General features: G+C 69.9%; 19 protein-coding genes. 7 read left to right on the top strand and 12 right to left on the bottom strand.

The window, feature by feature from the left end; translation table 11 throughout:
- Positions 1-17 precede the first annotated feature (17 nt).
- Genes OG504_RS10515 through OG504_RS10530 form a run of 4 tightly spaced genes read right to left on the bottom strand, consistent with a single transcriptional unit; the run spans position 18 to position 4,035 of the window.
- Positions 18-833, bottom strand: a complete 816-nt coding sequence (locus OG504_RS10515) for an ABC transporter permease (RefSeq protein WP_366429958.1) — start codon at positions 831-833, stop codon at positions 18-20.
- A gap of 36 nt (positions 834-869) precedes the next feature.
- Positions 870-1,733 (bottom strand): ABC transporter permease, encoded by an 864-nt coding sequence (locus tag OG504_RS10520; protein ID WP_405989549.1) that lies wholly within the window; start codon positions 1,731-1,733, stop codon positions 870-872.
- A gap of 3 nt (positions 1,734-1,736) precedes the next feature.
- Positions 1,737-2,948, bottom strand: coding sequence for an ABC transporter substrate-binding protein (locus OG504_RS10525; protein ID WP_405989550.1), 1,212 nt, complete (start codon positions 2,946-2,948; stop codon positions 1,737-1,739).
- A 49-nt stretch (positions 2,949-2,997) separates the two neighbouring features.
- On the bottom strand, positions 2,998-4,035 hold the full coding sequence (locus tag OG504_RS10530) for an ABC transporter ATP-binding protein (protein WP_405989551.1): 1,038 nt from the start codon (positions 4,033-4,035) through the stop codon (positions 2,998-3,000).
- 131 nt (positions 4,036-4,166) lie between these two features.
- Here OG504_RS10530 and OG504_RS10535 point away from each other — a divergent pair, with 131 nt between their 5' ends.
- Together OG504_RS10535 and OG504_RS10540 are read left to right on the top strand one after the other, a co-directional pair.
- A complete protein-coding gene (locus OG504_RS10535; RefSeq protein WP_405996294.1) occupies positions 4,167-4,892 on the top strand; it encodes a FadR/GntR family transcriptional regulator in 726 nt (241 codons plus the stop codon).
- Between the two features lie 41 nt (positions 4,893-4,933).
- Positions 4,934-5,695, top strand: a complete 762-nt coding sequence (locus OG504_RS10540; RefSeq protein WP_405989552.1) for a cache domain-containing protein — start codon at positions 4,934-4,936, stop codon at positions 5,693-5,695.
- Positions 5,696-5,790: 95 nt separating this feature from the next.
- Here OG504_RS10540 and OG504_RS10545 read toward each other — a convergent pair whose 3' ends face one another.
- On the bottom strand, positions 5,791-6,456 hold the full coding sequence (locus OG504_RS10545) for a hypothetical protein (protein WP_405989553.1): 666 nt from the start codon (positions 6,454-6,456) through the stop codon (positions 5,791-5,793).
- A gap of 225 nt (positions 6,457-6,681) precedes the next feature.
- Between OG504_RS10545 and OG504_RS10550 the strand changes: the two genes are divergently transcribed.
- Both OG504_RS10550 and OG504_RS10555 read left to right on the top strand, forming a co-directional pair.
- Positions 6,682-7,338, top strand: coding sequence for a helix-turn-helix domain-containing protein (locus OG504_RS10550; protein WP_405846105.1), 657 nt, complete (start codon positions 6,682-6,684; stop codon positions 7,336-7,338).
- Positions 7,339-7,370: 32 nt separating this feature from the next.
- A complete protein-coding gene (locus OG504_RS10555; protein WP_405996295.1) occupies positions 7,371-7,910 on the top strand; it encodes a toxin-antitoxin system, toxin component in 540 nt (179 codons plus the stop codon).
- A 46-nt stretch (positions 7,911-7,956) separates the two neighbouring features.
- Here OG504_RS10555 and OG504_RS10560 read toward each other — a convergent pair whose 3' ends face one another.
- Positions 7,957-8,982, bottom strand: a complete 1,026-nt coding sequence (locus tag OG504_RS10560) for an alpha/beta fold hydrolase (RefSeq protein ID WP_405989554.1) — start codon at positions 8,980-8,982, stop codon at positions 7,957-7,959.
- A 218-nt stretch (positions 8,983-9,200) separates the two neighbouring features.
- Between OG504_RS10560 and OG504_RS10565 the strand changes: the two genes are divergently transcribed.
- The gene (locus OG504_RS10565; RefSeq protein WP_405989555.1) at positions 9,201-9,428 is read left to right on the top strand and encodes a hypothetical protein; all 228 of its coding nucleotides are present in this window, start codon (positions 9,201-9,203) and stop codon (positions 9,426-9,428) included.
- Between the two features lie 34 nt (positions 9,429-9,462).
- On the opposite strand, the gene OG504_RS10570 is transcribed toward OG504_RS10565, so the two are convergent.
- Both OG504_RS10570 and OG504_RS10575 read right to left on the bottom strand, forming a co-directional pair.
- Positions 9,463-10,143, bottom strand: a complete 681-nt coding sequence (locus OG504_RS10570) for a 4'-phosphopantetheinyl transferase (RefSeq protein WP_405989556.1) — start codon at positions 10,141-10,143, stop codon at positions 9,463-9,465.
- Positions 10,091-10,999, bottom strand: a complete 909-nt coding sequence (locus OG504_RS10575) for a metallophosphoesterase family protein (protein ID WP_405989557.1) — start codon at positions 10,997-10,999, stop codon at positions 10,091-10,093. The genes OG504_RS10570 and OG504_RS10575 overlap by 53 nt, the downstream gene beginning before the upstream one ends.
- Positions 11,000-11,303: 304 nt before the next feature.
- Here OG504_RS10575 and OG504_RS10580 point away from each other — a divergent pair, with 304 nt between their 5' ends.
- Together OG504_RS10580 and OG504_RS10585 are read left to right on the top strand one after the other, a co-directional pair.
- Entirely contained in the window at positions 11,304-12,455 is a 1,152-nt protein-coding gene (locus OG504_RS10580; protein WP_405989558.1) for an ATP-grasp domain-containing protein, read from the top strand.
- A 138-nt stretch (positions 12,456-12,593) separates the two neighbouring features.
- Entirely contained in the window at positions 12,594-14,279 is a 1,686-nt protein-coding gene (locus OG504_RS10585; protein WP_405989559.1) for a carbohydrate binding domain-containing protein, read from the top strand.
- 100 nt (positions 14,280-14,379) lie between these two features.
- Here OG504_RS10585 and OG504_RS10590 read toward each other — a convergent pair whose 3' ends face one another.
- The 4 genes from OG504_RS10590 to OG504_RS10605 form a co-directional block, all read right to left on the bottom strand.
- Positions 14,380-15,630, bottom strand: coding sequence for an alpha-L-fucosidase (locus OG504_RS10590; protein ID WP_405989560.1), 1,251 nt, complete (start codon positions 15,628-15,630; stop codon positions 14,380-14,382).
- Positions 15,631-15,710: 80 nt separating this feature from the next.
- Positions 15,711-18,770: an alpha-mannosidase gene (locus tag OG504_RS10595; protein ID WP_405989561.1), complete on the bottom strand. Its 3,060-nt coding sequence runs from the start codon at positions 18,768-18,770 to the stop codon at positions 15,711-15,713.
- A gap of 114 nt (positions 18,771-18,884) precedes the next feature.
- Positions 18,885-20,222: a 6-phospho-beta-glucosidase gene (locus tag OG504_RS10600; RefSeq protein WP_405989562.1), complete on the bottom strand. Its 1,338-nt coding sequence runs from the start codon at positions 20,220-20,222 to the stop codon at positions 18,885-18,887.
- Positions 20,219-20,983 (bottom strand): DeoR/GlpR family DNA-binding transcription regulator, encoded by a 765-nt coding sequence (locus tag OG504_RS10605; RefSeq protein ID WP_019058991.1) that lies wholly within the window; start codon positions 20,981-20,983, stop codon positions 20,219-20,221. The genes OG504_RS10600 and OG504_RS10605 overlap by 4 nt, the downstream gene beginning before the upstream one ends.
- Positions 20,984-21,104 lie beyond the last annotated feature (121 nt).

A 21,104-nucleotide genomic window follows, 5' to 3' on the forward strand; every position in this document is an offset into this window, starting at 1 on the left:
TGCAGGGTGACCGGTCGTCAGACGCGGCTGGCGGTGGCCGTGTCGGCGGACAGCCGCTGGGCGACGTAGATCGGGAGCACGGAGAGCAGGACGAGGACCGCGGCCACCACGTTGACGACCGGGGCCTGTTGGGGCCGGGTCATGTTGTTGAAGATCCAGATCGGGAGGGTCTCGATACCGGGTCCGGCGGTGAACGTGGTCACCACGATCTCGTCGAAGGACAGCGCGAAGGCGAGCAGTCCGCCCGCGAGGAGCGCCGAGCGCACCAGCGGGAAGGTGACGTCGACGAAGGCGCGGAAGGTGTCGGCGCCCAGGTCCATCGCGGCCTCCTCGTACGACCCGGAGGTGCGCCTGAGGCGGGCGACGACGTTGTTGAAGACGACGACGATGCAGAAGGTGGCGTGTCCGACGATCACCGTGAACAGGCCGAGGCCCACCCCGAGCGGCTCGAGTACCGTACTGAACGCCGAGTTGAGGGCGATGCCCGTGACGATGCCGGGCAGCGCGATCGGCAGGACGACCACGAAGGAGATGGCGTCGCGGCCGAAGAAGCGGTACCGGGCGACCGCGAAGGCGATCAGCGTGCCGAGCACGAGGGCGATGGCGGTGGCGCCGAGACCTGCCTTCACGGAGACCCAAAGGGCCGCGCGCGCACCGGAGTTCTGCCAGGCGACCGACCACCAGTGGAAGGTCAGGGTGGACGGCGGCCAGCTCGCGCTGCGGTCCGGGTTGAGGGAGTTGACCAGGACGAGCAGGAGCGGGACGTAGATCACCGCGAAGCCGAACCCGGCGGCCACGCGCAGGGCGATACGCGCGGAACGGGAGAGCTGCATGACATGTCACCCCCTTCGGAGGCTGTCGGGAATCATCTACAGGCTGCTGAGCGCGCCCGTGCGCCGCATCGCGAGCAGGTACACCACGATGACGACGACGGGGACGGTGCCGAGGGCGGCGGCCATGGGCAGGTTGAGTTCGATGTTGGAGTAGACGAGGTTGCCGATGAGCTGGGTCTTGCCGCCGACGATCTGCACGGTGATGTAGTCGCCGAGACTGAGCGAGAAGGTGAAGATCGAGCCGGCGGCGACGGACGGCAGCACCATCGGCAGTACGACCGACCGGATGGTCCGCCCGGCCCGCGCGCCCAAGTCCGCTGACGCGTCAAGGAGGTTGGCGGGCAGCTGCTCCAGCGCGGTGTGGATCGGCAGGACCATGTACGGCAGCCAGAGGTATGTCAGCGTGAGGACGGTCGCGGGCAGTCCGAACCCGGGTCCGCTCAGCCCGAACGGCTTCAACATCCAGTCGGCCAGGCCGCCTTGGGACAGGATGAGCCGCCACGCGTACACCTTGACCAGGTAACTGGCCCACAGCGGGGTGAGGATGGCGACCACCAGCAGCGGACGCCACTTGGCCTTGGCGACGCGGGCCGTATAGAAGGCGAGCGGGAACGCGATCACGGCGCACAGGACCGTCACGGCGAGCGCGACGCCGATGCTGCGCAGGATGACCTGCCGGTACACGGGCACCGTGAACAGCTCGTGGAAGTTGTCGGTCGACCAGACCTTCACCACCTCGGAGGTGAAGGAGTCCGTCGTCCAGAATGCGGAGACGAACAGCACGCTCAGGGAGCCGAGATAGAGCACGGCGAGCCACAGCAGCGGTGCGGTGAGCAGCAGGGAGAGCCGTAGTCGGGGGCGCCGGTACAGCGCCCCCGCGGTCCGGTTCAGCAAGGACATGTCTCAGCCCTTGATCTCGGTCCAGGCCTGCACCCACTTGGCGTACGGCACGCACTTCACGTCCGTACGGCCGTCGAGGCACTGCTCGATGGGCGTGTTCCAGAAGGCGATGTTCTTCCAGTACGCGGTGTCGGCGGCGTGGTAGGTGGTGCAGAAGTTCTTGTCGCTGGTCTCGGCGCAGGCCTTGGAGTTGGCGGGTGCCTCGCCGAAGTACTCGGCGACCTGGGCGTTGACCTTCGGGGAGACGATCCAATTGAGCCACTGGTAGGCGCAGTTGGGGTGCTTGGCCTTGGCGGAGATCATCCAGGTGTCGGACCAGCCGGTCGAACCCTCCTTGGGCACGAAGGCCTTGATCTTGGTGCCCTCGTCGGCGGTGAGGTTGGCGATGACCTGCCAGGTGGTGCCGACCACGGAGTCGCCGCTCTTGAAGGCGGAGATCTCCTTGAGGTAGTCGCTCCAGTACTCGCCGATGTCCGCGTTCTGCTTCTTCAGCAGCGCGACGGCCGCGTCGAACTGCTTCTGGTCGAGCGCGTAGGGGTCCTTGATCTTCAACTCGGGCTTGGTGGCCTTGAGATAGAGGGCCGCGTCGGCGATGTAGATCGGTGAGTCGTACGCCGTCACATGGCCCTTGTACCGGGAGGCGTCGTCGAAGACCGCGGCCCATGAGGTCGGGGCGGGGGTGACCTTCTGGGTGTTGTACATCAGCAGGTTGGCGCCGCGGCCGTGCGGGATGCCGTAGGCCTTGCCCTTGACCGAGTTCCAGGCCTGGAGCTTCAAGTCCGGGAAGATGTCCTTGTAGTTGGGGACCAGGTTCGTGTTGACGGGGGCGGCGTCGCCGGAGGCTATGAGGCGCAGGGAGGCGTCGCCGGAGGCGGAGACGGCGTCGTACTCGCCGGTCTTCATCAGCTTGACCATCTCGTCGGAGCTGGCGGCGACCTTGGAGTTGACCTTGCAGCCCGTCTGCTTCTCGAAGTCGCTGACCCAGTTCACCTTGGGGTCGTTGGAGCCGTCCTCGACATAGCCGGCCCAGGCGATCAGGTTGACCTCGCCCTCGCTCTTGCCGAGCTTCGACTGGGCTTTGAGATCAGGGGGGTTGAGGCCGCCGGACGAGCTGCCCGTCGAGCCGGAGGAGCCGCAGGCGGTGGCGGCCAGCACGAGCGTGGCCACGGCGGCGACGGCCTTGAGGGTTGGGGTGAGGCGCACGACGTTCTCCATACGTGAAAGGACGTGGGAGGAGCGGGGTCGGGGTCAGCGGGGGGCGGGGTCAGCGAGGATCGGGAACGTGCACCGTGTGGCGCCGGTGCCATTGCAGTCGCACCCGGCTGCCGCGGTAGGCGGCGACGTCCTCGGCGGAGGTCTCCAGGTTCTGCTGGAGCGCGGTGAGCCGGCCGCCGGCGTCGAGGTCGACGAGGAAGCGGGTGGAGTCGCCGAGGTAGACGACCTCGGCGACGGTGCCGGCGGCGCTCTCGTGGTCCGGGGTCCCGGGCTCGGCGGAGTCCTTGAGGACGCGGATCTTCTCGGGCCGGATGCTGTAGGTGCCCGGGGTGCCGACGACGCGTTGGGCGGACTCGCCCTCCAGCAGGTTGGAGGTGCCGACGAAGGACGCGACGAAGGGGGTCGCGGGGCGTTCGTAGACCTCGGCGGGGGCGCCGGTCTGTTCGATGCGGCCCTCGTTGAAGACGGCGATGCGGTCGCTCATCGTCAGGGCCTCCTCCTGGTCGTGGGTGACGAAGACGAAGGTGATGCCCACCTCCCGCTGGAGCGCCTTGAGTTCGACCTGCATCTGCTCGCGCAGCTTGAGGTCCAGGGCGCCGAGCGGTTCGTCGAGGAGCAGCACCCTGGGGCGGCCGACGAGGGCGCGGGCGAGGGCGACGCGTTGCCGCTGGCCGCCGGAGAGCTGGGCGGGACGGCGGTTGCCGTAGCCCTCGAGTCGCACTTCGGCCAAGGCCTTTCGGGCGCGGACGAGGCGTTCGGACTTGGGGACCCCCCGGACCTTGAGGCCGTAGGCGACGTTCTCCTCGACCGTCATGTGCGGGAAGAGGGCGTAGTCCTGGAAGACGGTGTGCACGTCCCGCTCGAAGGGGGCGAGGCCGGTGACGTCCTGGCCGGCGAGCTCGATGGTGCCCCCGGTGGGGCTCTCGAAGCCGGCGATCATGCGGAGCACGGTCGTCTTGCCCGAGCCGGACGGGCCGAGCATCGAGAAGAACTCGCCGTCCCTGATCTCCAGGTCGACCCCTGCCACGGCGGTCGTCTCCCCGAACGATTTCCGCAGATCCCGCAACCGGATCGCAATCCCCTCCATGGGCGGGAACCTTTCTGATGCTCTGTAACGTTGCACGGAAACATATGAAGTCATAGTTCAAATCTCAAGACCCCCTTAGGGTAAAGCTTGAGTCAACGTGCAAGGTGGTGGCCGTGAACCAGCAGCAGCACATGAACGGCGGCGCCCGGAAAGCCGTCTTCGCCCCGGTCGACAACCGGGCGCGGGTCGACGCCGTCGTCAGCCGGCTCGGGGACGCCATCGAGCTCGGACTGCTCTCCGACGGTGAGCAGCTCCCGGGTGAGAGCGAACTCGCCGGGCAGCTCGGCGTGTCCACGGTGACCCTGCGGGAGGCGCTGATGGCGCTGCGCCAGCAAGGGCTCGTCACCACCCGCCGGGGGCGCGGCGGCGGCAGCTTCGTGTCCCTGCCCGACGTCCCGGGCGAGGAGCGGCTGAAGGTCCGGCTGCGCGGCTGGAGCACCGAGGAGCTGCGCGACCTCGGCGACCACTGGGCGGCCCTGTCCGGCACCGCCGCCCGGCTCGCCACGCAGCGCACCGAGCCCGAGGATCTGGTCCAACTCCGGCGTACGGCCGATGAGTTGACGCACGCCGAGGACGCGTCGGCACGCGGCCGGGTCTACGGCCGCTTCCACGTCGAGCTCGCCGCCGCCGCGCAGTCCGCCCGACTCACGCGCGAACAGGTCGCGTTGCAGACCGAGGTCGGCGCACTGCTGTGTCTCGTGCTCGGGAACGACGAATATCGTGAAGAAGCCGCAGCCCGTCACCGCTCCGTAATCTCAGCCGTGCAAGATGGGGCCCACGATTCGGCCAGGGAGCTGGCCGAGCGGTGCGTGCAGGAATCGACGGCCCGGCTCATCGCCGAACGTCTGGCCCTGTAGAACCGTCACCGCGTCCGCTCCCCGTCTGCTGGAGGGCACGCATGAGCCTCGCGACGGCAACACCGGCCACGGCACCCGAGCAGTCCGTCGCGGCCGGGGTCCGCTCGGCCCTGGAGTCCGTGTTCGACGCCGTGGCCGCCACCCGCGCCGACACGACGGCACTGCTCGCCGAGGTCGCCGCACAGGGCCGCCGCCCGGCGACCGTCGACCTCGCCGCCCTGCGCCCGGGCCTCCATCTCCGGCTCGTCCGGCACGAGTTGGTGTCCGGCGTCGGCTTCGTCGCGGCGCCGGGCCTGCTGAGCGACGTACCGGCATGGCTGGAGTGGTGGCAGTCCACCTCCGACGGCGGCATACGCCCGCTGCTGCTCGATCTCGACCCCGAGCACTCGGCGTACGCCGACTACACGCACTGGGACTGGTTCGCGCTGCCCCGCGACACCGGGGAGCGGGCGGTCGCCGGGCCGTACGTCGACTACCTCTGCTCGGACGAGTACAGCCTCACCCTGTCCGCGCCGGTCCTGATGGAGGGGCGGTTCGCCGGGGTGGCCGCGGCGGACGTGTATCTACGGCACTTCGAGGCGGCCGTGATGCCGATGCTGCACCGGCTGCCGGGACCGGCCAGACTCGTGAACGCCCGTGGCAGAGTGGCCGCTTCGACCGATCCCCGGCACCTGGTCGGTTCGCTCAGCAAGGGACCGGACTTCGCGGAGGCCCTCGCGGCGGGCCGGGCCGGGTTCGCGCAGGGGGCGCGGCTGGTGCCGTGCGACGGGGTGCCGTTGGTGCTGGTGGTCGCGGAACGGTGACCGAACCCTTCGGTGCGGCCGCCGAATTGGGGTCGCCCCGCACAGAACTCACACGCCCGGCAGCCGAGTTGAGGCGAGCCGTACGGAACCCGTGCTCACTCGGCCGAGGAGACCACCCTCAGATGTCCGGCGCCGCGGCCGGCCCTGCGGACCCTGGGCGGTGGAACGCGGCGGGCCTCGCGCAGAACCAGCGTCAGACGCGTATAGCCCATGTTCTCAAGGGTCTTGGGGGTCTCGCCGACGACGCGACAGTCGGTGGCGCCCCAGCGCGGGTCGGGGTGCAGCAGCGGGCGGACCGCGCCGTCGTGCTCCACGGCCGCCTGCTCGCCGACCGCGCGGATCCAGTGCGGCAGGCCCTGCCGGTAGGCGGCCTCCATGATCGGGTCCTGGGCGATGTCACGGCGGATCGCCTGCAGCCCGTGGTCGTGTCCGTGGCTCTCCACGGCGGCGGCGAAGTGGGCCAGCATCGGCAGGCACCAACTCGACTCGTGCTCACCGAGAACGGTGCCCGCGTCGGGGTGGAAGAGCACGAAGCGAAGGAAGTTGTCGCCCGGCATCGCCGTCGGATGCGGGCCGACCGCCCGGAAAAGTGACTTGAACGCGCCGTTGGTCAACACCACGTCCCAGCGGTGGTCCATGACGACGGAGGGGAAAGTGACGGCCTCCAACAGCGTCGCGTAGTCCAGCAGATACGCCTGGGCCTCGGGACTCTCGGGGACGGGCCGCGGCGCGGACCGCTGCCCACCTGCCTGATATGCCATCGGGAGGTCACCCCTCTTGCCTATGCGGCCTTCTCGCGGCGTCTTGATCCTGCTGCCCCGACGCGAGCCGTGTCAACTATCGTGGCATTTCGTGCTTGTTGACGGCTGAAATTGGCCACAGTTGTGGCGAGACCTGGATGCGAGTTCGAACCAACCGCTACTCTCCGGGATGTTCACAGCCGCCGTTTGTGAGAAGCCTGTGAGAGACGTATAGGAGATCTGTCGGTGTCGGATGGCTTCGAGGTACCGGGCACGACGCCGACCGCTCTGCTGCCCGCCGTCGTCGACCGCGTCACCGCGCTCGCCGAACGGCTCGGCGTACCCCAGGCCGAGGTCGTCCACATCGGCCGGCTGTCCGTCGCCTGCGGTGTCCCGGAGCCCGTGGTCAGAGCCCTGCTGAGCGGCCGCCCCGCGGGCGAACCCGACGTGCAGGCCCGGTTCCTGCAACGCCTCGACCTGCTGCGCCGTACCAGACTCAAGCCCAACGGGCGCAAGTACACCCAGCAGGAGATCGCCGACGGCGCGGGCATGTCCCGCCAGCAGGCGGGCGCGCTCATCAACGGCGACCGGCGTCCCACCATGGAGCACTGCGACGCCCTCCAGCGCTTCTTCCGTGTGCACGCCGGATTCCTCACGGCCGAGGACTCCGAAGCCCTCGCGGGTGCCCTCCAGCGCACCGAGCAGGAGCTGTTGCAGAAGCTCGCGGACCGTGAGCGGGCGGCGGCCGAGGCCGCAGAGGACCCGCTGGAGCGGCTGCTCCAGGATCACGGAGTGCGCGGAATCGCCTGGCGGGCCGCGCAGTTGCCCACCGACCAGCACCGCGACAAGGTCGCCGAGTGGCTGGACATGCTCCTGGAGAGCGTGAAGCGGCCCGAGTCGTGATCCGCGGGAGAACGGTGGGTGTCGGACGGCAGATGCGCCGCCTGTGCGGCGAGTTGGTCGCTGAGTTGAGCCTCGGCGCACCCGCACGCCCCCACGACCTGTACGCCGCGCTGTGCGACGCGATGAGCCGCCGCCGCGGCCGCCCGGTCCAGTTCCGTACGGCCGCCTTCCCGGCGTGCACCGCGAGCGGGCTGTGGCTCGACATGGCCGACCAGGACCTCGTGGTCATCGAGGAACGCACCGCCCCCGACCACCAGTTGGTGATCCTGGGCCACGAGCTGTGGCACATGAAGGCCGGGCACTGCGGCCCGCACCTGGACGGCACCGCGGTGGCCGCCCGGCTGCTCGGCGAGACGGTCGACGAGGCGGCGCTGCGCGCGACCGTCCTCAAGGTGGCGGCCCGCAGCCGGTTCGAGCGCGCCGACGAGCGGGAGGCCGAGAGCTTCGGTCTGCTGCTCGCCAGCAAGTGCCGTACGTGGCTGGCCGGTTCGTCTCCCAAGGGACCCGCGCAGCATGACCACCTGGCGGGGCGGATCGAGGCGGCGCTGGGGTATCCGGGGCCGCGGAGCTAGGAATTGACGGCCCGTCAAACGGGTTGGCCAAACCGGCAGGCACGTCTCACGTGGCGCTGCGTTCGCTCGCCTCCCGCAGGTCCCGTTCCGTCGCGCCGCCCTGAGCCGTGACGCCCGGGCGGCCTTCGCACAGGAGGTCACGCCAGTGCTCACGGCTCCAGTGCGCGGGGGTGGTGGTGCCGGTGAACTCCTCGACCAGGGTGAGGAACCGTGCCGGGTCGGTGTGGAACGGGAAGTGCCCCGCGCCCTCGAAGATCTCCAGCCGGCTGCCGGGCATGGCCTCGTGGGCGCCGTACGCGTGCCGGACCGGCACCACGCTGTCCCGGTCGCCCCACAGCAGCATGGTCGGCATGCCCTCGGTGAGGTAGCAGCGGTCGAGCATGGTCACCACCTGGCCGCGCCAGTCGACGACCGCGCGCAGGGTGCGGATGAAGGCGTTGCGGGCGGTCTCGTCGGGCAACGCGTCGACGAGGGTGAGGAGTTCGGGGGCGTCCTGGCCGAGGTCGGTGTCGAGGAGCCGCAACAGCCCGACCGTGAGGCCGACTTGGAGGCGCATGCCGGGCAACCGGAGTGCGGACAGGGCGAGATGGGACCCCGGGAGCGAGACGAGCCGTAGCACCGGATTGACCTCGCGGCCCACGCCGCCCGCGCTGACGAGGACGAGGCGTTCGGTGCGCTCGGGGAACTGGTAGGCGAACTGCATCGCCACTCCCCCGCCCAGCGAGTGCCCGAGCAGGGTCGCGGACTCGATACCGAGGGTGGTGAGCAGATCGCGGACGCCGTTCGCGTAGGCGGCTACCGAGTAGTCGGCGCGCGGTTTGTCGGAGGCACCGTGGCCGAGGAGGTCGGGGGCGATCACGGTGTGGGTGCGGGCGAGGTCGGGGATCAGGTCGGTCCAGGTGGCGGAGGAGTCGCCGATGCCGTGGATGAGGACCAGGGCCGGGCCCTGGCCTGCCATGCGGAAGGCGCGGCGGTATCCGTGCACGACGCGGTACTGCAGCTCGAGTTCTCCTGCGCCCACCGAGCGCAGTCGTGCGGCGCGCGCCGGGCGCCGTGCCGGGACGTCCTCCACGCACTCGCCTCCCGTTCACCTGGCCGCCGGCAGACGGCCGAAAGCCCTTCCCTCCAGCGTAGGGCCGCTGTCCCACCGGGGATTTCGGTGACGTTTCGCCTCCGCTAAGCGGGCGAACCGGCGCCCGCCACAACGGCATTGTCAGTGGCACCCGGCAAGCTGGAGTCGTGCCACCGCCGTGCGGGGGCGCCTGACGCCGACCAGGGGAGAGCCGTCCTATGCAGACCGCAGTGATGACCGACCGCGAGCGCGCCGCCGTTCAGGCCTATCTACGGCTGCTGCACACCGTCCGAGCAGCCTTCGACGGCCCACCGGGCGACCCTCGCCCCGTGCTCGTCCCACCCTCGGTACTGGCCGAGGCGGACCAGGCGTTGACGGACGCCGGGCTCGCGGGCAACGAGGAGGCGTTCTTCCGGCTGTTGCAGAGCTGGGGACCGGAGGGGTGAGCGGAGTGTCAAAGGCCGGGAACGTACGCGCGGTTCACGGATGCGGGACCGTGACCGCCGTGGCGACCAGTCCGCGGCCGACGGTCCAGCGGCCCTCGAACACGTCGAGACGTTGGCCGTCGACCACCGGGCCGGGGACCAGAAGACGGGCGCGGAGGCCGCCACGGGTTTCCTCGCCGGGGTCCGTGAAGACCTCGATGTCGGCCTCGGAGAAGTCGAGCCACTTGCCGGTGAGGGGGAACCACGCCTTGTAGACGGACTCCTTGGCGCTGAACAGGAGCCGGTCCCAGTGCACGCCGCGCCGCTCTGCCGTCAGGCGTGCCAGGCGCTCCTGTTCGGCGGGCAGGGCGACGGAAAGGAGGATGCCGTCCGGGAGCGGGGCGTGCGGTTCGGCGTCGATGCCGAGCGAGGCGAGGTCGGTGGCGCGGGCCAGCGCGGCGGCGCAGTAGCCGTCGCAGTGGGTCATGCTGCCGATGATGCCCGCGGGCCAGGCCGGCGCGCCGTGGGCGCCGGGCAGGATCGGCTGCGGGGGCACGCCGAGCTTCTCCATGGCACGCCGGGCACAGGCCCGTACGGCGGCGAACTCACGGCGGCGCTTGGGCACCACGCGGGCCACGCGAGCCTCTTCCTCGGGGTACAGCGGGGCGTCCTGGAGCCCCTCGTCACCGTGTGTCTCCACGGTCACCACGGAGTCCGGCAGCAGTTCCTCGATCACCGGTTCCGACCTCCATCGGCAGGATGCGGCGCAGTCGGCCCGGGGGTTCGGAGCGCTTCTGCCACTCGCGGGGGTATCCCACGGACACCTCCTCGAAGCGGACACCCTCGTGATGGGTGGTCCGCGGGATGTGGAGATGGCCGTAGACCATGGTGTCCACACGGAATCTGCGGTGCCAGTCGGCGGTCAGTGCGGTGCCGCACCACATGGCGAACTCGGGGTACCAGAGGACCTCGGTGGGGTGCCGGTCCAGGGGGTAGTGGTTGATCAGGACCGTGGGGAGAGTGTCGGGGATCTCGGTGAGCCGGCGTTCGGTCTCGGCGACCCGGGCCCGGCACCAGGCCTCGCGGCTGGGGTAGGGATCGGGGTGCAGCAGGAACTCGTCGTTGCAGACGATGCCCGTGCCGTGCGCGTACGTCAGTCCCTCGGCCTTGGTCGTACAGCCGGCCGGCAGGAACGAGTAGTCGTAGAGCAGGAACAGGGGGGCCACGACCACCGGGCCGCCCGCGCCCTCCCAGACGGGGTAGGGGTCCTCGGGGGTGACGACGCCCAACTCCCGGCACAGGGCGACGAGATGGTCGTAGCGGGCGACGCCGCGCAGGGTGACGGGGTCCTTGGGGTGGGTCCACAGCTCGTGGTTGCCGGGGGCCCAGAGGACCTTGCGGAAGCGGCCGGCGAGGAGTTCGAGGACCCAGCGGATGTCGGCCACGGTCTCGGCGATGTCACCGGCCACGATCAGCCAGTCGTCGTCCGTGACGGGCCGCATGTTCTCGACCAGGGCGCGGTTCTCGGCGTACCCGATGTGCAGGTCGCTGATGGCCAGCAGCTGTCCGGCACCGCCGACCGTCGACTCCACCCTCGCCCCCTCCGCGCACACGAATGGGTCCACGAGATCACACGCCGCCGTGCCGCGACAAGACGGCCGGGCCGTACGCGGCGGTCAGGGCAGCGCTTCGACGGGCGTTCATGTCCCCGGTGGGCACCATCGGGAAATCCGTAACACGGGCGTTGCACGCGGCACCCTTCGAAAGCCGTATGATCGCCCCAACACCACCGCCACGAACGCCTCTTCGCCGAGGGCGGTTTGGTGTACCTCCAACCACCTTGGCCGGGCACGGCCTTGCTCCGCCGTGCCCGCGAACCCGAAAGGACGGCCCTGCATGGTCTCTCGCGTACGCGTCTGGCTCAACCGCACGTACGCGGAGAACGTGTTCTTCATGGATCAGCTGCGGAGAAATCCCAGCGACAGGGCCGTCGAGATCCATGCCACGCACGGCGACGCCGACTCCCCCGTACTGGCCGCCGCCGACACCGCCGACCTCGAGCCCGAGGGCCTGTCCCCGGCCGCGTACGTCGAGTTCGCGCTCGACCAGTGCGCCCGCCGCGGCATCGACGTGTTCGTGCCCCGGCTGCACCAGTCGGAGATCGTCGCGCACCGCGCGGACTTCGAGGCGGTGGGCACGGCGCTGCTGGCGCCGACGCCCGAGGCCGTCGCCGTCTTCCACGACAAGGTGATCGCGTACGAGGCCGTCCAGGCGATCGGCGTGCCCGTACCGCCGTGGTGGCGGGTCCGTACGGCACCCGAACTCGTCGCCGCCGTCGAGGAGTTGGAGGCCGCCGGACACAAGGCGTGCTTCAAGCCGGCGTCCGGCGCAGGCGGGGTGGGCTTCCGTGTGATCACGCGCGCCCCCTTCTCGCTCATGCACCTCAACGGCTTCCCGAGCCCCTACGTCCCGCTCGACATGGTCGTCGAGGCGCTGGAGCAGGCCGACGAGCAGGTCGACTGGCTGGTCATGCCGCGCCTGGAGGAGCCGGAGGTGTCGGTGGACTGCCTGACCGGTCCCGACAACCTCGTCCGGCTCGCCGTGGGCCGCACGAAGAACGGCCGCCGTCGCGGCTTCACCCTGCACGAGCAGTGGCTGGAGCCGGCCCGCCGGATCGCCGAGGGCTTCGGGCTGCACTACCTGTCCAACATCCAGTTCCGCATGTTCGGCGACCAGCCCGTGCTGATGGACGTCAACACCCGTCCGGCGGGCGGCCTGCACCAGCTGTCGCTGTGTGGGGTCAACGCCCCTTGGGCGGCAGTGCAGTTGGCGCTCGGTGAGGACCCGGGCACGATGGAGCCGCCGTTCCTGGGCGCGGACTACGCGGTGGTGTCCGGCCCGCGTCAGCTGCGTCCGGTGTCGCTCCCGCACCAGCGCGCGGAGGAGTCGGGGCCCCTGCTCCCGGCAGCGCCCGCACCGGCGCAGGACGAGATGGAGACGGCGACGGAGACCTCCGAGACGGGCAGCCGGGCCGCAGCTCGCGCCTGACTCCCGGTCCCGCCCCACAACTTCATACCGGTATGGACCAATCATGACGTCGCGTCTTGACACCGCGATTGGTCCATACCAACTTGGTTGCGCACCCTCTTGCACTCCCGAACACCCCCATTACTTCAGGGAGATCGCGTGCGCGACACACTCAGACGCTCCAGACATCGGCTCCTCGCCCTGCTCGGTACCGCCGCCCTGGCCATGGCCGGGGCCATCGCGCTGCCCGGCACCGCGGAAGCGGCCAACGTCCTGACCAACCCCGGCTTCGAGTCGGGCAGTCTCTCCCCCTGGTCCTGCTCCGGAAACCTCGGCTCGGTCGTCTCCACGCCCGTGCACGGCGGCTCCAAGGCCCTTGCGGGCGCGGTGAGTTCGAGCGACACCGCACAGTGCTCCCAGACGGTCGCCGTGCAACCGAGCACGACGTACTCGCTCAGCGGCTGGGTGCGCGGCAGTTATGTCTACCTCGGTGTCAACGGCGGTTCCTCGACGTGGACTTCGTCCCCGTCGGCGTACAGCCAGCTGACGACGTCCTTCACCACCACCGCCTCGCAGACCAGTGCCACCATCTACGTCCACGGCTGGTACGCGCAGGGCACCTACTACGCGGACGACATCAGCCTCGACGGTCCGGGCGGTGGCGGCGGTGGCGACACCCAGGCCCCGACCGCGCCGACCGGCCTGACATCCACGGGCAAGACCTCCTCCAGCGTGTCGCTGTCGTGGGGCGCCTCGACGGACAACGTCGGCGTCACGGCGTACGACGTCTACAGCGGTTCGAACCAGGTCCTCAGCGTCTCCGGTACGAGCGGCACGGTCACCGGGCTCGCGGCCAGTACCGCCTACACGTTCACCGTGAAGGCGCGCGACGCGGCCGGGAACAGTTCGGCGGCCTCCAACGCGGTGAGCGTCACGACGAGTGCCGGCACCGGCGGTGGCACCGGCTTCACCCAGGCAGCGCCGTATCTCTACGAGGGCTGGGGCGATCCGCCGGCCCCGAGCACGGTGATGAGCGCGACCGGCATCAAGTGGTTCACGATGGCGTTCGTGCTCGACTCCGGTGGCTGCAGCCCGAGTTGGGACGGCAGCCGACCCCTGACCGGTGGCGTCGACCAGACCGCCATCAACCAGATCCGCGCGGCCGGCGGTGACATCGTGCCGTCCTTCGGCGGCTGGCAGGGCAGCAAGCTCGGCGCCAACTGCTCCTCCGCGAGCGCGCTCGCCGGGGCGCTGCAGAAGGTGATCAGCGCCTACGGCCTCAAGGCGATCGACATGGACATCGAGAACACGGACGAGTTCGAGAACGAGGCCGTCCAGGCGAAGATCCTGACCGCGCTGAAGACCGTCAAGGCCAACAACCCGGGCCTGCGCACGATCGTCACCTTCGGCACCTCGACGACCGGCCCGACGTACTACGGCAACCGGCTCATCGAGCAGGCGCAGTCGCTCAACGCCGGCATCGACGTCTTCACCATCATGCCGTTCGACTTCGGCGGCGGCTCCGACATGTACGGCAACACGGTCGCCGCGGCCGAGGGCCTGAAGACCAAGCTGAAGTCCACGTTCGGCTGGGACGACGCGACGGCCTACTCGCACATCGGCATCTCGGGCATGAACGGTCTGTCGGACCAGTCGGAGACCACGACTCCCGCCATCTGGACGCAGATCCGTGACTGGTCGAACTCGCACCACATCGCCCGGCTCGCCTTCTGGTCGGTCAACCGTGACCGCGGGTGCGCCGGTGGCGGAGTGGTGAGCAACTGCTCCGGCATCAGCCAGAACACCTGGCAGTTCACCTCGATCACGGCCGGTTTCACCGGCTGACAACCCCCCACCCCTGGCGGCCGGTCCCCCGTGTGGGCCGGCCGCCTCGGTGCGTCGAAGGCCGTCTCGGTGTGCGCTTTTGAAGAGCTGCCCCCGTCGGTCAGAAACGGCCCGAACCCCGGTACAGCTCCAACTCCCCGTCCAGTTCCACCGCGAGGACCGTGGCCAGCGGGTCGAGGTCGGCCGGCGACGGCGGATCGATCCACAACTGCCCTACGGCCTCGTGCAGTCCGCCGATGACCCGGTGGGCGAGTTCGGTGCCGGTGCCGAGCACGGTGACCCGGCGGACCGGGGTGACCAGACCGCGGACGCCGATCTCGGCGCGCGGGATGTCGTACAGGGTGAGATAGAGGGTGCGTCGGTCGGCGGAGAGGGTGCTCGGCCCGTAGTGGTGCCCGGCCGGGAGCCCGCGCACCGTGCCGTAGACGGCGTCGGTGTGCTTGCGGATCCACTCCCCCAGGCCTTCGAGGCGCTCGACCTGTGGCCGCGGGATGGTGCCGTCCTCCATCGGGCCGACGTCGAGAAGGAGGTTGCCGCCCCCGCCGATCGTCTCCGTGAAGTAACGCACCAGCTGGGTCAGCGACTTGTGGTTGTCGTCGTGGTGCTGGTAGCCCCACGAGTCGTTGATGGTGAGGCACAACTCCCAGGGCCCGTCCGGGGGTTCGACGGGGGCACCCTGCTCCGGTGTCGCGTAGTCGCCCTCGCTGAGCATGCGGGCGTTGAAGACCACATCCGGTGAGTACGTGCGGATGAGCGCGGCGAGTTCCTTGATGCGCCACTGCTCCTCGCTGCGGTCCCACTCGCCGTCGAACCACATCAGGTCGGGCCGGTAGCGGGAGGCCAACTCCCTTATCTGGCCGTCCCGGTAGGCGATGAACCGCTCCCAGGCCTCGAGGTCCTCGTCCTCCGCCGAGCACTCGGAGTAGCGGTTGTCCTCCTGCTCCGGCGGGCGGCCGGGCTTGCGGGTGGTGGCGTAGTCCGGGTGGTTCCAGTCGGAGTGCGAGTAGTAGAGGCCGACCTTGAGGCCCTGCTCCCGGAGCGCGTCGGCGTACCCGGCTATGTAGTCCTCGCCGAGGTTGAGATCGCCGAACTCGCTGTCCCACAGGGCGACTCCGTCATGGTGACGGCTCGTCAGGACGGCGTACCTGGCGCCGGCGCGGGCGAACAGGTCGGCCCAGGCGCGCGGTTCGTACTTCGCGCCGGTGAAGCGGTCGAGCTGGGACATGTACCGGTCGTGCGGCACGAGGTCGTCGTAGAACGACCAGGACTCCTGGACGCCGTCGACGGCGTAGATCCCCCAGTGGACGAAGATCCCCAACTTGGCGTCGGTGAACCACGGTTTCACGGTCACGGCTGAACTCCCCTTACGTACAAAGTCAGTCGGGGGCTGGTGGCGGGCCCGACGTGCGCTGCCGGGCCCGCCCCCAGGCTCTACTGGCCCGCGCCCGCCCGCTGCAGACGGAGCGTCAGGATCTGGAAGGGCCGCAGGGATACGGCAACCGAATCGCCGTCGACGGTGACCTCGTCCGCCAGCGGGCGCTCCAGCAGGTCGGTGATCCGGGCGGCCGCGAGGGGGAAGCCCGTGCGCAGTGCGCCCTGGGCGCGGCCGCCGCTCGACTCGTAGAGGCGGACCACGACGTCGCCGGACTCGTCGTCGGCGAGCTTGACCGCCTCGACGGTGATGCCCTCGCCGTCGACGGATACGACCGGTTCCGGGGCGCCGCCCGAATCGGCCACGCGCAGCGGGAGGTTGAGGGCGTAGCCCTCGGCGACAGCGTCCTCGATGCTCGCGCCGGGCAGCAGCGAGTAGGTGAGGCGGTGCTTGCCCTGGTCGGCGCCCGGGTCGGGGATGCGCGGGGCGCGTACCAGGCTCAGGCGGACCGTGGTCGTCGTGCCGCCGTCCTCGCGGACCGTGCGGGAGACGTCGTGGCCGTACGTCGAGTCGTTGATGACGGCGACGCCGTAGCCGGGCTCGGCGAGGTGCACCCAGCGGTGGCCGGAGACCTCGAAACGGGCCGCCTCCCAGCTGGTGTTGGTGTGCGTGGGCCGCTGGATGTGGCCGAACTGGATCTCGGCGGAGGAGTGGGCGGCGCGGATGTCCACGGGGAAGCCGGCCTTGAGGAACTTCTCGGCCTCATGCCAGTCGATGTCGGTCTCGAAGTCGATGCGGGGGCTGCCCGCGCGAACGGTGATCGTCTGCACGATCTTCGAGCCCTTGCCGAAGGACCGTTCCACCCGGATCGCGCCGAGCAGCGGGTCCTGGTCGACGACCGTGATGGAGTCGGCGTCGAGGAGGTCGGTGAAGCGGTTCTTGTAGTGCTTGTCGACGTCCCAGGCGTCCCAGTAGTTCGGGAGGTCGGTGTGCAGACGCAGCAAGTTGCCCTGCTCCGCGAGGACTTCGCGGCCGCCGTGGCGCAGGTCGCGCACGGAGGCGAGGGTGCCGTCGTCGGCGAGTTCGACGCGGACGACGCCGTTGTCGAGGACGCGGTCGGTGACGGTCACCGCCTGCGGGACGTACTCGGCGGCCAGCGGGGCACTGCCGTTCGCGGGGACCGTCGCGTACATCGGGACGCCGGTCGCCGTGCGGATGACCTCGGCGCGGTCGAAGGGGCTGCTGTTGAAGACGCGGGTTCCGCCGCCGCCCAGCGCGGTCACGGCCGCCGCCGTCAGCTCCTCCAACTCCGTTGCCACACGGGCATATTCGGCCTCGGCCTCGCGGTGCACCCAGGCGATCGAGGAGCCCGGCAGGATGTCGTGGAACTGGTGCAGCAGCACCGTCTTCCACAGCCGGTCGAGCTTCTCGTACGGGTAGGCGTAGCCCGGTGCGTGCAGCGCGGCCGTGGTCGCCCACAACTCGGCCTCGCGGAGCTTGTGTTCGCTGCGCCGGTTGCCCTGCTTGGTGCGGGCCTGGGAGGTGTAGGTGGCGCGGTGGAGTTCGAGGTAGAGCTCGCCGACCCAGACGGGGGCGTCCGGGTATTCGGCGCGGGCCTTGGCGAAGAACTCGTCCGGGTGCTCGACGACGACCTTCGGCGAGCCCTCCAGGTCGGCGAGCCTGCGCGCCCGTTCCATGATCTCGCGGGTGGGGCCGCCGCCGCCGTCGCCCCAGCCGAAGGGGGCCAGGGAGCGGGTGGCGTTGCCCTTCTCCTGGTAGTTGCGGACCGCGCGGGACATCTCCTCGCCGCTGAAGCGGGCGTTGTAGGTGTCGACCGGCGGGAAGTGCGTGAAGATGCGGGTGCCGTCGATGCCCTCCCACCAGAAGGTGTGGTGGGGGAACTTGTTGGTCTGGTTCCAGGAGATCTTCTGGGTGAGGAACCACTCGTTGCCCGCGAGCTTGGCGAGCTGCGGGTAGGCCGCGTTGTAGCCGAAGGAGTCGGGGAGCCAGACGCCCTTGGTCTCGACGCCGAAGTGCTCGATGAAGAACCGCTTGCCGTGGACGAGTTGGCGGGCGATGGCCTCGCCGCCGGGCAGGTTGCCGTCGGACTCGACCCACATGCCGCCGACCGGTGCCCACTGGCCGCGCTTGACGGACTCCTGGATGCGGGCCCACACCTGCGGGTAGTTGTCGCGCACCCACTCGTACTGCTGGGCCTGCGAGCAGGCGAAGATGAAGTCCTCGTACTCGTCCGCGAGCGAGGTCACGTTCGAGAAGGTGCGGGACGTCTTGCGCTTGGTCTCGCGGATCGGCCACAGCCACGCCGAGTCGATGTGCGCGTGCCCGACACCGGAGACGATGTGCGCGCTGGCGTTGGCGGGCTTGGACAGCACGGGCTTGAGCGCGGCTCGTACGTCGGCGGCCGTACCGGCGACGTCGTCCAGGTCGAGGAGGTCGAGGGCGCGGTCCAGCGCGTGCATGATCTCGTGGCGGCGGGGGTCGTGCTCGCCCAGTTCCAGCATCAGTTCGCGCAGCACCTGGACGTCGAGGTCGAGGTGGAAGACCTCCTCGTCGAGGACCGCGAGGTCGGCGCGGCGGAATGTATACAGTGGACGGTCGCCCGCGGTCAGTACATCACCGAGCGGTGTGGGCTCGGAGAAGTCGTTGGCGAGGATGTCCGGGTTGGAGGCCGCCTCGACCAGGTAGTCGATGACCTCGCCGCCCGTCGCCGGGTTGGCGATCGCCACGTACTGGTTGAGCGGGTTGACCGCCTTCAGCGGCGTCCCGTCCGTCAGGTGGACCAGGGCCTCGGCCTGGTTGCCGGGCCAGTCGCCGACGAAGCCGAGGTCGATGATGGCCTCGACGCGCTTCCCGGCCCACTCCTCGGGCACCTGCCCGTGCATCCGGAACCACGTGGTGCCCCAGGGCGGGCCCCACGGGGTGTCCATGGCGAACGGCTCGTACGGCGCCGCCGCGGCCTCGTCGAAGGAGACCGGCTCACCGGGGGCCTGCCAGGCCTCGACCGTGAAGGGCGCGGTGGCCGCGTAGATCGCGGGCTTGATGCGCTGGTTGTGGGCGCGCTCGACGCGCTCCTCGATCCGGCGGCGTTCGTCGTGCATGGGAGGTCTCCAGGGAACCAGGGAGCTGCTGAGAACTGGGGAGCTGTCGAGATCTCGCTGCCGAGAACTCGGGGTGCTGTCGCGAACTGGGGAAAGCGCTTACTGAGCGGATGCCTACTTAAGGTACGCCAGGCCCGGGTGGACCTCGGTGTAGCCCTCGACCAGTCGGCGCGCGACGTTCACGGAGTCGACCAGCGGGTGCAGCGCGAAGGCCTTCACCGCCGTCGTACGGGAGCCGTTCTCGGCCGCGGCGAGGACCTCGCGCTCGACGCCCTTGACCGCGCAGACCAGGCCGGTGGCGTGGTCGGGCAGCGGGTCGACGGCGACGGGGTGGGCGCCGTTGGCGTCGACCAGGCACGGGACCTCGATGACGGCGTCCGTGTCGAGGACGGACAGCGCGCCCTGGTTGCGGACGTTGAGGATGAGGGTGGTGCGCTCGTCGCGGGCGATGGCCCGCATCAGGGCGAGGGCGACCTTCTCGTAGCCGCCGGAGAGATCGTCGGCGTCGCGTTCGCCGGCGCCGGCGGTCTCCCGGTTCTCCGCCATGTAGGTCGCCTCGCGCTCGGCGCGGGTGCGGTCCCAGGCGGTCAGCGCGGCGGTGCCGGGGCGCTTCATCTCGTCGTAGAACTGGGCCTGTTGGTCGCGGAGGAAGGCGCCGCGGGTCTTCTCGACCTCGGTGTAGGCGCGGACGGTCTCACGGTTGAAGTAGTAGTAGTGCAGGTACTCGTTCGGGATGGCGCCGAGCGACTGGAGCCAGTCGGTGCCGAAGAGCTTGCCCTCCTCGAAGGAGCCGAGGAGGTCCGGGTCGGCGAGCAGGCGCGGGAGTTCGTCGCGGCCGGCGACGCGCAGGCCGCGGACCCAGCCGAGGTGGTTGAGGCCGACGTAGTCGATGAAGGCCTCGCGCGGGTTCGCGCCGAGCACCGTGGCGATACGGCGGCCGAGGCCGACCGGGGAGTCGCAGATGCCGATGACGCGGTCGCCGAGGTGGCGGGACATGGCCTCGGTGACCAGGCCGGCCGGGTTGGTGAAGTTGATGACCCAGGCGTCGGGGGCGAGGCGGGCCACGCGTTGCGCGATGTCGACGGCGACCGGGACGGTTCGTAGACCATAGGCAATACCGCCGGCGCCGACCGTCTCCTGGCCGAGGACGCCCTGCGCGAGGGCCACCCGCTCGTCGTTCGCGCGACCCTCCAGGCCGCCGACGCGGATCGCGGAGAAGATGAAGTCGGCGCCGCGCAGGGCCTCGTCGAGGTCGGTGGTGGCGGTGACGGTGGGGGCGTCGGGCACGGTGGCGGCCTGTTCGGCCAGTACACGGGCGACCGCATACAGTCGACTGTCGTCGAGATCGTGCAGCACCACCTCGCTGACCCGGCCCTCGCCGCGGTCCGTCAGGAGTGCCCCGTACACGAGCGGCACCCGGAACCCGCCGCCGCCCAGAATCGTCAGCTTCACGCTTTCACCTTTCCTGCCACGACGACCTCGACGCCCGCTTCCTCCAGGGAGGAACGGGTCACCGGGTCGACCGGGGCGTTCGTCACCACCGCGTCCAGGTCCTCGGGACCGCACACCTTCGCCATCCCCGTACCCGGGAACTTCTGCGCGTCCGCGAGCAGCACGACCTTGTCGGCGGCCTTGATCATGGCCCGTTTCACCGGCACCTCGACGACCGTCGTGTCCATCACCTGACCGCCGGGGCGCACTCCGCTGGTGCCGAGGAAGAGCCAGTCGGCGTGCAGCTGGCGCAGGTTGTCCTCGGTGAGGAAGCCCACCAGGGAGCGGTACTCGCGCCGGACCATGCCGCCGAGCAGGACCAGTTCGATGCCCTCGTCGTCGGCCAGCTCCTCGTAGACCACGAGGTTGCTGGTGATCACGGTGAGCCGGCGGCCGTGCAGCTGGCGGGCCAGCCGGTAGGCGGTGGTGCCGATGTCGAGGAGGACCGACTGGCCGTCCGCGACCATCGCGGCGGCGCGCGCGGCTATCGCGTCCTTCTCGGCCACCCGCACCTCGGCGACCTCGGCGAAGGGCTGGTCGCCCTCGTCGGCCACGGCACCGCCGTGGACGCGCGTGAGCAGTCCGTCCTCCTCCAGTTTGAGCAGATCACGCCTGATCGTGGCCGGGCTCACACCCAGTTGCTCGGAGAGATCGGTCACGGCCGCGGGGCCCCCGGAGCGCAGGGCCCGCAGGATGAGTTGATGTCGTCGTTCTGCCAGCACGCCGCGAACACTACTCGTCATCTTCAATCATTTCCATGCTCAGTTCTGCTTGGGTATTGACCAATCTCGTCGAGCAGCGCACGATTCCGGTCACCGAAATGAAGAGTTTTGACGAACTCTC

It is taken from the genome of Streptomyces sp. NBC_00986 (assembly GCF_045162565.1).
Classification (GTDB): Bacteria; Actinomycetota; Actinomycetes; order Streptomycetales; family Streptomycetaceae; genus Streptomyces.